The following is a 10926-nucleotide window of genomic DNA, read 5'->3' as shown; positions in this document are numbered from 1 at the left end:
GATCGCCCACCCCCGGATCGCCCACCCCCGGATCGCCCACCCCCGGATCGCCCACTCCCGGATCGCCCACTCCCGGATCGCCCACCCCCGGATCGCCCACCCCCGGGCGCACCGGCCCCCGGGCGTGCTCGCCCCCCGTCTGCGCCCGCCTCCGGGCGCCTACGTTCGGCGCGACCACCTCCGGGTGCGACTACCTCCGGGTGTGTCCGCCCCCCGCCCGCGCCCGCCCCCCGCCTGCGCCCGCCTCCGGATGTGCCCACCGCACTCCTGGGCGCACTCACCTCGCGGTCGGCACGCCCCTCCGGGTTGCGACCCGGGAGGCCTACCGGGGTCTCCGGATCGGGTTGCCCGGATCGGGGGTCGCTCGGAAGGGTTCCCCGAGGGACGCCCAGTGCGGGGGTCGGCCTGCGGGGCTGGGCCTGTGGGGCGCAGGCCGCGTGGGGCTCGCGCGTGGGGCTCGCGCGTGGGGCTCGCGCGTGGGGCTCGCGCGTGGGGCTGGGCATGTGGGGCTCGCCCGTGAGGGTTGGGCCCGCGGTGGCTCGCCCGTGGGGGTTGGGCTTGTGGGGTTGGTCCCTTGTGGTGGGCCGGAAGGACTGGGTCGACGACCAAGCGCTTGCTAGGATAGTGGGCATGAACGAGGCGTACATCGTCGGTGCGGTCAGGACCCCGGTCGGGCGCAGGAATGGCGGTCTGGCCGCCGCCCACCCCGCCGACCTGGGCGCGCACGTGCTCAAGGAGCTGGTCCAGCGCACCGGCATAGACCCGGCGGCCGTGGAGGACGTGGTGTTCGGGTGTGTGGACACCGTGGGGCCGCAGGCGGGGGACATCGCCCGTACCTGCTGGCTGGCCGCCGGGTTGCCCGAGGAGGTTCCGGGGGTCACCGTCGACCGGCAGTGCGGGTCCTCCCAGCAGGCCCTGCACTTCGCCGCCCAGGCCGTCATGTCGGGCACCAGCGACCTCGTCGTGGCCGGCGGCGTGCAGAACATGAGCATGGTCCCCATCTCCCAAGCGATGCTGGCCGGCCGCGAGCTCGGTCACGAGACCCCGTTCAGCGGCTCCAAAGGCTGGTCCCAGCGGTACGGCACGCAAGAGGTCTCCCAGTTCCACGGCGCCGAGCAAATCGCGAAAAAGTGGGAGGTGGCGAGGGAAGACATGGAAGCGTTCGCCCTCACCTCCCACCACCGCGCGATCCACGCCATCGACGCCGGCCACTTCGCCCGCGAGATCGTTCCCTACGAGGGCGCCGCCGTGGACGAGGGACCGCGCCGCGACACCACCGCCGCCAAGATGGCCGGGCTGAAGACGCTGCTCGACGGCGGACGGCTGACCGCAGCCCTGGCCTCCCAGATCTCCGACGGCGCCGCCGCGCTGCTGGTGGCGTCGGCGCGAGCCGTACAGGAGCATGGGCTTACCCCGCGCGCCCGCGTGCATCATCTGTCGGCGCGCGGCGGCGACCCGATCGAGATGTTGTCGGCGCCCATCCCCGCGACCGCGCACGCGCTCGGCAGGACGGGCATGTGCATCGGCGACTTCGACGTGATCGAGATCAACGAGGCGTTCGCCTCCGTGGCGCTGGCGTGGATCAAGGAGAGCGGCGCCGATCCGGCGGTCGTGAACCCCAACGGCGGCGCGATCGCCCTGGGCCACCCGCTCGGCGCGACCGGCGCGGTGCTGATGACGAAGCTGCTGCACGAGCTGGAGCGCACCGGCGGGCGCTGGGGGCTGCAGACGATGTGCGAGGGGGGAGGTCAGGCGAACGTCACCATCGTGGAGCGGTTGTGAGTCACCATTGAACGCATGGCCAACCCCTTCACCTTGGGCGTGGCATCGGGGGAGCCACTGCCGGACGGCGTCATCCTGTGGACCCGGCTGACCGGAGTGCCCGGCCGGGCGGTCGAGGTCAGGTGGCAGCTCGCCGCGGACGAACGGTTCACCAAGATCGTGCAGCAGGGCACGGCGCGGGCGCTGCCCGAGTGGGCGCACAGCGTGCACGTGCGGGTGGCGGCCCTGCGGCCGGGCACGGAGTACTTCTACCGGTTCCGCGCGGGCGCCGACCTCAGCGCCGTGGGACGCACGAAGACGGCCGCCGACCCCGCCTCATCCGATCTCGTACGCTTCGCCGTGGCCAACTGCCAGCGCTACGAGCACGGCCGCTACACCGCCCTGAGACACCTGGCGGACGAGCGCCCCGACGTGGTCTTCCACGTGGGCGACTACATCTACGAGAGCCGGCAGGCCGCCGACCCGGTACGGCGCCTGGACCGGCCGGGTGAGGCGGTCACGCTGGCCGACTACCGTGCCCGCTACGCCCGCTACAAGTCCGACCCCGATCTGCGGGCCGCCCACGCCGCCGCCCCCTGGGTCACGACCTGGGACGACCACGAGGTGCTCGACAACTACCGGGGCAGGGGTGACGGTTCCGCCGCCTTCCTGCGCCGCCGGGCCGCCGCCTACCAGGCGTACTACGAGCACCTGCCCTTACGTGTCCGTCCCGAGGCGGGCGCGCTGCAGATGTACCGGCGGCGCACCTACGGCCGGGTGGCCGACTTCATGCTGCTGGACGTGCGCCAGTACCGCGACGCCTCCACGATGCTCGGCGCCGCGCAGGAGCAGTGGCTGCTGTCGCGCCTGACCACGACCCCGGTCCGCTGGAAGGTGCTGGTGCAGCCGCTCTTCTTCGCCCGTCGCTTCGTTCCCGGCCCCGCGCCGAACCTGCGCCTGGACAGCTGGGACGGCCATCCTGCCGAGCGCGCCCGCATCCTGGCCGCGGCGGGCGGCCTGGTGGTGCTGAGTGGCGACGTTCACAACCACTGGGCGTGCGATCTCAAAGCCGACTTTCTTGATCCTTCCTCGCCCTCGGTCGGCGCCGAGTTCGTCTGCTCGGCCGTCTCCAGCCGGCCGCCCGAGACCGACGCGGAAGCCGTTCTGGCCGCAAACCCGCACATCCGGCACTTCGACGGACACCGCGGATACCTCTCCGGTACGGCCGGCGCGACCGGATTTCGTGTGTCCCACAAGGGGCTGGAAGCCTCAGGAGTCCGTACTGTCGCCGAATTCATCACGGACGGTCTTCGGATCATCCGTGTTGACGTCTGAAAATGCCTCTAGCAAATAGGAAACTTTCCTATTAGATTTCGGGTCATGCCCTTGAGCCGTGACCTCCTGCGCCTGGCTGACGCCGTCCTCCTGCCCGGTTTCGAAGGCACGACGCCCCCCGACTGGCTGCTGCGCAGGCTCGGTGACGGACTGGCCGGCGTCGTGCTTTTCTCCCGGAACATCGCGAGCGTCCCCCAGGTGGCCGAACTGACCGCCGCCCTGCGCGCCGAGAACCCCGCCGTCCTGGTCGGCACCGACGAGGAGTCGGGCGAGGTGACCCGGCTGGAGGTCGCCACCGGCAGCAGCCGGCCGGGCAACTACGCGGTCGGCGTGGTGGACGACCCCGAGCTCACCGAGGCGCTCGCCCGCGACCTCGGCTGCGATCTTGCCGCCGCCGGCGTGACCGTCGACTTCGCCCCCTCCTCCGACGTCAACTCCAACCCCGACAACCCCGTCATCGGCCTGCGCGCCTTCGGCGCCGACTCCGATCTCGTCTCCCGCCACACCAGAGCCTTCGTCCGCGGCCTGCAGTCGGCCGGCGTGGCCGCCTGCGCCAAGCACTTCCCCGGCCACGGGGACACCTCCGTCGACTCCCACCACGGCGTCCCCGTCGTGGGCGGCGAGATCGAGGAGGCGCTCGCCCCCTTCGCCGCGGCGATCGACGAGGGGGTGCGCGCGGTCATGACCGGCCACCTGCTCGTCCCCTCCCACGACCCCAACGCCCCCGCCACGCTGAGCCAGAAGGTGCTGACCGGGCTGCTCAGGAACGAGCTGGGCTTCGAAGGCATGATCGTGACCGACGGCATCGAGATGGCCGCGGTCTCCGGCGCGTACGGCATCGGCGGCGCCTCGGCCCGCGCCATCGCGGCCGGAGCCGACGCCATCTGCGTCGGCGGCGAGCACGCCGACGAGGCCACCGCGATCTCGGTGCGCGACGCCATCGCCGCGGCCGTGTCCGACGGGCTGCTGCCCGAGGAGCGCCTGGCCGACGCCGCCCGCCGGGTGACGGAACTGGCCGACTGGACCGTCGCCGCCCGCGCCAGGACCCTGTCCGGCGGGCCGGTCGCCGGTTCCGGCCGCGTCAACGGCTCCGGCGAGCGCATCGGCCTGGACGCCGCCCGCCGGGCTCTGCGCATCACCCGCAGGTCGGCCGCGCCCACGCTGCCGATCAAGCGGCCCGCCCAGGTCATCGAGCTGTCGCCGGAGATGAACCTGGCCATCGACAAGGGCACCCCGTGGGGCGTCGGCGAGCCGTTGACCAGGATGCTGCCCGGCACCGCGGTGACCCGCCTGGCCGCCGGCGAGGCCACCGGCGCCGCCCTGGAAAGCCTGCTGCAGGACGCCGAGGACCGCCCGCTGGTGATCGTGGTGCGCGACGCGCATCGCTACGACTGGCAGGGCGAGGCGCTGCGCCACCTGCTCAGCGCCCGTCCCGACGCGGTGGTGGTCGAGATGGGCCTGCCCGCCCGCACCGACCTGGGTTCCGTCCACATCGCCACGTACGGCTCCGCCCGCGTCTGCGGCCAGGCCGCCGCCGAAGCGATCACCGGTACCCTATGACGTCGTGAACTTCGACGGCGAGGACCTTTCCCGGCAAGCCCTGACCGAACGCCTCGCCGCGGAGGAGACGCACGTCTTCCGCGAGTGCGACCTGACCGGTGCCGACTTCTGGGGCGCCTCGCTGGGCGGCGCCCGCTTCGAGTCCTGCGTCCTGGACGGCGCCGACTTCCGCAAGGCCGACCTCGACGGCGCCGTGTTCACCGGCGGGGGCGGGCTGGGCGCGGTGTTCACCGACGCGGACCTGCTCGACGCGGTCTTCACGGACGTCGACCTGTCGTCGGCCAGGTTCGGCGGCGCGCTGATGACCGACGCCGCGTTCAGCGGCTGCCGCATGATCGGCACCTCGCTGACCGCCTCGCGCGGCACCGGCTTCAAGGTCAGCAGGTGCAACCTGATGATGGCCAACCTGGGCGGCTGCTCGCTGCGCGGCCAGTTCCTGGAGGGCGTGCGCTTCGACGAGGCTGACCTGTCGGGCTGCGACTTCACCGACGCCGTCTTCAGCGACTGCCGCCTGATCGGCACGAAGGTGCTCAGGGCCGTGTTCACCGGCGCCGACCTGCGCGGCGCCGACCTCGGCGAGCCGGACGACGCCAAGCTGCGCGCGTTCGCCGGCGCCACCATCAACCAGACCCAGGCGGCCGCGATCCTGCTGGCCCGCGGCCTCAGCGTGGTGTGAGCCCGCGCAGCGTCGTCTCGGCCTCGGCCATGACCCGCTCGATCAGCTCCGCGCACGTGGGCAGGTCGCCGATGACGCCGACCACCTGGCCGGCGGCCATCACGCCGAGGTCGGCGCGGCCGTCGACCATGGCGGCCTTCAGCAGCATCGGAGTGTTGGCCGCCTGGAGCACCTGAGCCCAGGTGAGCTCGCGCCCGTGCTTCATGCGCCGGCCCTCGCGCAGCAGCCCGGACCAGGACAGGCCGGAGACCTTCTTGAAGCGGGCGCCGTTGAGCACGGCCCTGAGCAGCCGGGTGCGCTGCAGCGAGTCCACGAACGGCGTGCGCAGCACCCGGTGCGGCACCCCGTCCACGTTCGTGGTGACGAGGGTTTCGGCGGCCGACAGGTAGACCTGCTTGACCGCGTCGGGCACGGGGGAGTCCTTGGTCAGCAGGAACCTGGTTCCCATCGCGATGCCGCACGCGCCGTACGCCAGGGCGGCGACCAGGCCGCGCCCGTCGAAGAAGCCGCCCGCGGCGACCACCGGGACGTCCACCGCGTCGACCACCTGGGGGAGCAGCAGCGTGGTCGCCAGCGGTCCGGTGTGGCCGCCGCCCTCGCCACCCTGGACGATCATCGCGTCCGCGCCCCACGCCGCCACCTTCTCCGCGTGCCGCCGGGCGCCCACGGACGGCATCGTGACCACGCCCGCGTCCTTGAGCCGGGCGATCAGCTCCCGCTTGGGCGCCAGCGCGAACGAGGCCACCCGGACGCCCTCTCTGATCATCACCTCGGCCCGCTCCGCGGCGTCGTCGGCGTCGGCGCGGATGTTCACCCCGAACGGCGCCCCGGTACGCTCCTTGACACTCCTGATCGCCTCGGTCATCTGCCCGACCGACATCGTGGCGGCGGCGATGATCCCGAGCCCACCGGCCGCCGACGTGGCCGCGGCCAGCCGGGCGCCGGCCACGTACCCCATCCCGGTCTGCACGATCGGATGGCGGCACCCGACCAGGTCGGTCAGCGCCGTCCTCACGCGAGTTCCTTCTCCCGCAGCCCGTCGGGATCGAGGGCGGCCAGCACCGCGGACTCCTCCTCGGTCGGCGGCCGGGTCTGCGGCACCTCATCGGGCACGTCCAGCGCGAACCCGGTGGCCGCGACCACCTCCGCCACGCTCACCCCGGGATGCGTGGACACCAGCCGCATCGTCCCGTCCGGCCCGCCGAAGTCCAGAACGGCGAGGTTCGTCACCACGCGGCGCAGGTCGTACGCGCCCCGGTCCGTGCCCAGCCCGCTGACCACGTCCACCTTCTCCACGAAGACCCGCGGGGTGTGCCGGGGGATCCAGTAGCTGGTCGGATCGCAGCGCGTGTTGCCCGGAGCGCCGCGCACGCCCAGCAGCTGCGCCTTCGGCCGCGCCCAGTCGCCGATGGCCGAGATGTTCGTGTTGCCGTGCCGGTCGATCTGGGAGGCGCCGAGCATGACGTGCCGCCGGCCGTTCAGGACCAGCCACAGGTGCTCGCGGAACGGCAGCCACCCCTCCACCACCCGGGGCGCCGCGCCCAGAGCCGGGATGTCACCGGTCAGCAGGCAGACGCCGTCGTGGGTGATCAGGTCCGGCGCGAACACCGACCTGGCCAGCCGCGCAGCCAGCACCGTGACCGCGCCCCCGATCCCCGCCGCGAGAATCTCCCCGTCCCCCCTGAACGCCTCCGCGCAGGCCACTACGCACACATCAGCTGTGCTCATCGAGGAACTCCCGCCAATCGGTCTTCGTGTAGCGCCGCTGACGCGCCTCGTCCCTGCCGTAGTCGGGCTCGCAGCTGGTGAACCAGGCGCCGCCGGGCGCCTCCACCACCCCCGCCACCATCGACCGGCTGACCAGCAACGACTGCACCGGTCCCGCCTTGAGCAGGTCCGCGGTGTCCACGACGCGCTCGCACGAGACGTAGGTCTTCTTCGCCGCCTTCGCGTAGAGGTCGTCGAAGTAGGGGTCCGGGCCCAGGTACTGCGCGTTGCCGCGCGTGTCGGCCCGGTTGAGGTGGATCAGCGCCGCGTCCATCTCCAGCGCGGGCACCGCGACGAGCTCTTCTTCCGTGTACGGCGAGCGGACCGTCCGCAGCTCAGGGTTCACCCGCATCACGTCCGACCCGAGACCCGCCCGCGTCGGCAGGAACGGCAGCCGGTGCGCAGCCGCCAGCAGGCCGAACATGAACATGCCCTCGTCGTACTCGGTGAACGCGACCGTTCCCTCCTGCCTGGCCCGGCGGAAGTGGGGTTCCAGCGGGATCGAGTCGAGGGTGACGAACGGGGCGACGACCCTGCGTACCTTGCCGGCCGCGCACAGGAGGCCGACGTCGGCGCCGCCGTACGAGATGATCGTGAGGTCTTTCAGGGGTGAGCGCAGGATGCCGCCGATGAGCGCCATGGGCTTGCGGCGCGAGCCCCAGCCGCCGACGCCGATCGTCATCCCGCTCTCCAGTTCGGCGACGACCCGCTCGATCGTCATGACCTTGGTCACCGCAGGAACCTCTCCCTGTGCTCGTCGCCGGCGCCGAGCAGGTTCAGCTCGAAGGTGAAGCCCTGCTCGAAGCGGTAGCTGCGCTTGACGTCCACGGGGTCGATGCCGTTGAGCGACTCCTTGGCGCGCCGGATGACGTGGGGGTCCTTCTCGGCGATACGGCCGGCGACCTCCAGGGCGGTTTCGCGGAGCTTGTCCGGGGTGGTGACCTCCAGGACGGAGCCGAAGGCGTGGAGCTCTTGGGCGGTGACGTTCCTGCAGGTGTAGACCATGGCGCGCATCAGATGCTGCGGTACCAGCCTGGCCAGGTGGGTGGCCGCGCCGAGCGCGCCGCGATCCACTTCGGGCAGCCCGAAGTAGGCGTCGTCGCTGGCCACCACGATGTCGGCGTTGCCGGCCAGGCCGACGCCGCCGCCCAGGCAGAACCCGTGCACCGCCGCGATCACCGGCACCTGGCAGTCGTAGACGGCGGCGAAGGCGGCGAAGCACCCCCGGTTGGCGCCCACCAGCGCCGCGTGGCCGTCGGTCCGCTGCATCTCCTTGATGTCGACGCCCGCGTTGAAGCCGCGGCCCTCTGCCCTGAGCACGACCGCGCGGGTCGCCGGGTCGGCGCCCGTCCCGGTCAGCGCGTCGGCGAGGTCGTGCCAGTCACGCACGGCCAGCGCGTTGACCGGCGGCACCTCCACCACTACCTCGGCGACCGGCCCGCCGCGCACCGTGATCCCCATAGCGCTCCCATAGTCGCACCTAACGCTTGCTTGGTACGGTAGCACCCGTGACCGCCACTTACGACTACACCGGCCGCCATGTACTGATCACCGGCGGCACCAAGGGCATCGGCGCCGGCATCGCCCACGCCTTCGCCGCCGCCGGCGCCACCGTGACCGTCTGCGCCCGCACACCCCCGCCCGGCTCACCGCCCGGCTCACCACCTGGCTCGGCGTCCGGCTCGGCGTCCGGTGGCCCGGTGCGGTTCGTGCGGGCGGACGTGCGCGACCCCGAGGACGTCGAGCGGTTGCTGGGCGGCTTCTCCCGGCTGGACGTGCTGGTCAACAACGCGGGCGGCTCGCCCCACGCGCCGCTGGCCGGCTCCTCGCCCAGACTCCACGCCCGGGTGATCGAGCTCAACCTGGTCGCCCCGTTGCTGATGAGCCAGCGGGCCCACCCTCTGCTGAAGGACACCGGCGGCTCGGTGATCATGATCGGCAGCTCCAGCGGGGTCCGTCCGTCCCCGGGCACCTCGGCCTACGGAGCGGCCAAGGCGGGCCTGCACCACCTGGCCGCGTGCCTGGCCGCCGAGTGGGCGCCCGAGGTCCGGGTCAACACCGTCGTCGTCGGCCTGGCCGCCACGGAGAACGCGGCCGGCCACTACGGCGGCGCGTTCGAGCAGGTCGGCGCCACCATCCCGGCCGGGAGGATGGCCCGGCCCGAGGACGTGGCGGCGGCCTGCCTGTGGCTGGCCGCGCCGGGTTACGTGACCGGCGCCCAGATCCAGGTACACGGAGGCGGCGAGACCCCTGCCTGGAGCTGGCTAACTTCTGCTGAAATAGCGCGATAAAAGGATCATTGGAGGTCGTGTGGGCATTTGTGAGGGTCGCGTCGTGGTGGTGACCGGCGCCGGTCGCGGCATCGGCCGGGAACACGCGCTGGAGTACGCCCGCCAGGGCGCCCGCGTCGTCGTCAACGACCTGGGCGCCGAACGCGACGGCGCCGGCCGTTCCTCGGGCCCGGCGCACGAGGTCGTCGCCCGGATCCGCGACGAGGGCGGCCAGGCCGTGCCCAACGCCGACGACATCGCGACCTGGGACGGCGCCGCCCGCCTCGTCAAGTCGGCCGTCAGCGCCTATGGCCGCCTCGACGTGCTGGTGAACAACGCCGGCATCCTGCGCGACCGCATGCTGGTGTCCATGACCGAGCAGGAATGGGACGACGTCCTGCGCGTCCACCTGAAAGGCCATTTCCTGCCCTTACGCCACGCCGCCGCCCACTGGCGCGAACGCCACAAGTCCGGCGACCGGGTCGACGCCCGCGTCATCAACACCTCCTCCGGCGCGGGTCTCCTGGGCAGCGTCGGCCAGGCCAACTACGCCGCCGCCAAAGCCGGCATCGCCGCCCTGACCCAGGTGGCCGCCGCCGAACTCGGCCGCTACGGCGTCACCGTCAACGCCATCGCCCCCGCCGCCCGCACCCGCATGACCGAGGAGGTCTTCGCCACGACGATGGCGCGACCGGAGACCGGTTTCGACCCCATGGACCCGGCCAACATCGCCCCCTTGGTCGTCTGGCTGGGCTCGGTGGAGTCGGCCGCCGTGACCGGCAGGGTCTTCGAGGTCGAGGGCGGCACGGTCGCGCTGGCCACCGGCTGGCACCACGGCCCCGCCGTCACCACCACCGCCCGCTGGAACCCCGCCGACCTCGGCCCCGCCGTGGCCACCCTCCTGTCCCAGGCCCCGCCCCCGGAACCGGTCTACGGCGCCTGAGCCGGGAGACGATGGTGGGTGCCACGGTCACCGGGACGGAGGCGCTGCTCACGTGAGCAGGTAGCCGCCCTCCGCCAGGGCCTTGCCAAGGGCGTCCGCGGTCTCGGCCGGGGTGAGCGCGGAGGAGTCGAAGGCGTGCGGCTCCAGCTCACCCAGGTCGGTGAACTGCGCGTACATGCTGAGCACGGGCTCCGGGTCGGTCAGCGCGCCGGCGCCCCGGCCCGTCGCCCGCGTGAGCGTCGTCTCCCGGGAGGGCCGCAGCGCCACATAGTGCAGCGGCGTCCCCTGCGCCCGCCGCGTGAACGCCTCCACGAACCAGGGCCCCACCACGCCGTCCACGACCACGTAATAGCCGCCCGCCGCATAGCCGAACGCGCAGCCGGCCAGGACGTTCATCACCGTCGCGTTCTGCCGCCGCGCCCCGGGCAGGTACGGCGCGATGCCGCCCTTCCTGATGTAGGCCCAGAAGTCATCGGTGTGCAGATGGACGCTGAGCTCGCGATCGTCGGCCAGCAGCCGCCCCACCGTGCTCTTGCCCGCCCCCGGCGGCCCGCTGACCACCACCACGATCCCGTCCATCAGCCCAACCTATCCACCCCGCCCGAGGCCCTTCC

11 protein-coding genes are annotated in these 10926 nt (G+C 72.7%); 6 read left to right on the top strand and 5 right to left on the bottom strand.

Going from position 1 to position 10926, the window contains the following annotated elements; translation table 11 throughout:
• The first annotated feature begins 630 nt into the window (after nucleotides 1–630).
• The 4 genes from ACFWYW_RS54935 to ACFWYW_RS54920 are packed head-to-tail and all read left to right on the top strand — an operon-like array spanning nucleotide 631 to nucleotide 5332.
• The gene (locus ACFWYW_RS54935) at nucleotides 631–1782 is read left to right on the top strand and encodes an acetyl-CoA C-acetyltransferase (RefSeq protein ID WP_379617999.1); all 1152 of its coding nucleotides are present in this window, start codon (nucleotides 631–633) and stop codon (nucleotides 1780–1782) included.
• A gap of 15 nt (nucleotides 1783–1797) precedes the next feature.
• On the top strand, nucleotides 1798–3096 hold the full coding sequence (locus ACFWYW_RS54930) for an alkaline phosphatase D family protein (RefSeq protein ID WP_379618001.1): 1299 nt from the start codon (nucleotides 1798–1800) through the stop codon (nucleotides 3094–3096).
• Between the two features lie 45 nt (nucleotides 3097–3141).
• Nucleotides 3142–4656 carry a glycoside hydrolase family 3 protein gene (locus ACFWYW_RS54925; RefSeq protein WP_379618003.1) on the top strand — a complete coding sequence of 505 codons (1515 nt, stop codon included), beginning with the start codon at nucleotides 3142–3144 and terminating at the stop codon, nucleotides 4654–4656.
• Nucleotides 4657–4660: 4 nt separating this feature from the next.
• A complete protein-coding gene (locus ACFWYW_RS54920; RefSeq protein ID WP_379618005.1) occupies nucleotides 4661–5332 on the top strand; it encodes a pentapeptide repeat-containing protein in 672 nt (223 codons plus the stop codon).
• Here ACFWYW_RS54920 and ACFWYW_RS54915 read toward each other — a convergent pair.
• Genes ACFWYW_RS54915 through ACFWYW_RS54900 form a run of 4 tightly spaced genes read right to left on the bottom strand, consistent with a single transcriptional unit; the run spans nucleotide 5319 to nucleotide 8560 of the window.
• Nucleotides 5319–6347: an NAD(P)H-dependent flavin oxidoreductase gene (locus ACFWYW_RS54915; RefSeq protein ID WP_379618007.1), complete on the bottom strand. Its 1029-nt coding sequence runs from the start codon at nucleotides 6345–6347 to the stop codon at nucleotides 5319–5321. The two genes, ACFWYW_RS54920 and ACFWYW_RS54915, sit on opposite strands and share 14 nt — an antisense overlap.
• Nucleotides 6344–7060 carry a CoA-transferase subunit beta gene (locus tag ACFWYW_RS54910; protein WP_379618009.1) on the bottom strand — a complete coding sequence of 239 codons (717 nt, stop codon included), beginning with the start codon at nucleotides 7058–7060 and terminating at the stop codon, nucleotides 6344–6346. Before ACFWYW_RS54910 ends, ACFWYW_RS54915 begins: the two co-directional genes overlap by 4 nt.
• Nucleotides 7047–7820, bottom strand: coding sequence for a CoA transferase subunit A (locus ACFWYW_RS54905; RefSeq protein WP_379618250.1), 774 nt, complete (start codon nucleotides 7818–7820; stop codon nucleotides 7047–7049). Before ACFWYW_RS54905 ends, ACFWYW_RS54910 begins: the two co-directional genes overlap by 14 nt.
• A gap of 8 nt (nucleotides 7821–7828) precedes the next feature.
• Nucleotides 7829–8560, bottom strand: coding sequence for an enoyl-CoA hydratase family protein (locus ACFWYW_RS54900; protein ID WP_379618011.1), 732 nt, complete (start codon nucleotides 8558–8560; stop codon nucleotides 7829–7831).
• Nucleotides 8561–8607: 47 nt separating this feature from the next.
• Here ACFWYW_RS54900 and ACFWYW_RS54895 point away from each other — a divergent pair, with 47 nt between their 5' ends.
• Both ACFWYW_RS54895 and ACFWYW_RS54890 read left to right on the top strand, forming a co-directional pair.
• Nucleotides 8608–9390, top strand: coding sequence for an SDR family oxidoreductase (locus tag ACFWYW_RS54895; protein WP_379618013.1), 783 nt, complete (start codon nucleotides 8608–8610; stop codon nucleotides 9388–9390).
• Nucleotides 9391–9409: 19 nt separating this feature from the next.
• Nucleotides 9410–10312 (top strand): SDR family oxidoreductase, encoded by a 903-nt coding sequence (locus ACFWYW_RS54890; protein ID WP_379618015.1) that lies wholly within the window; start codon nucleotides 9410–9412, stop codon nucleotides 10310–10312.
• A gap of 48 nt (nucleotides 10313–10360) precedes the next feature.
• On the opposite strand, the gene ACFWYW_RS54885 is transcribed toward ACFWYW_RS54890, so the two are convergent.
• Entirely contained in the window at nucleotides 10361–10891 is a 531-nt protein-coding gene (locus ACFWYW_RS54885; protein ID WP_379618017.1) for an AAA family ATPase, read from the bottom strand.
• Nucleotides 10892–10926 lie beyond the last annotated feature (35 nt).

Origin of the sequence: Nonomuraea sp. NPDC059023, assembly GCF_042740095.1 — a bacterium.
In the GTDB taxonomy this organism is placed as follows: domain Bacteria; phylum Actinomycetota; class Actinomycetes; order Streptosporangiales; family Streptosporangiaceae; genus Nonomuraea.
Note: the sequence above shows the minus strand (reverse complement) of the source record. Positions and strands in the feature narration are given on the sequence as shown.

Excerpts from the sequence above, each read along its gene's own strand:
- ACFWYW_RS54935 (WP_379617999.1), top strand. The coding sequence starts at position 631 with ATGAACGAGGCGTACATCGTCGGTGCGGTCAGGACCCCGGTCGGGCGC.
- ACFWYW_RS54930 (WP_379618001.1), top strand. The coding sequence starts at position 1,798 with ATGGCCAACCCCTTCACCTTGGGCGTGGCATCGGGGGAGCCACTGCCG.
- ACFWYW_RS54925 (WP_379618003.1), top strand. The coding sequence starts at position 3,142 with ATGCCCTTGAGCCGTGACCTCCTGCGCCTGGCTGACGCCGTCCTCCTG.
- ACFWYW_RS54910 (WP_379618009.1), bottom strand. The coding sequence starts at position 7,060 with ATGAGCACAGCTGATGTGTGCGTAGTGGCCTGCGCGGAGGCGTTCAGG.
- ACFWYW_RS54905 (WP_379618250.1), bottom strand. The coding sequence starts at position 7,820 with ATGACGATCGAGCGGGTCGTCGCCGAACTGGAGAGCGGGATGACGATC.
- ACFWYW_RS54900 (WP_379618011.1), bottom strand. The coding sequence starts at position 8,560 with ATGGGGATCACGGTGCGCGGCGGGCCGGTCGCCGAGGTAGTGGTGGAG.
- ACFWYW_RS54885 (WP_379618017.1), bottom strand. The coding sequence starts at position 10,891 with ATGGACGGGATCGTGGTGGTGGTCAGCGGGCCGCCGGGGGCGGGCAAG.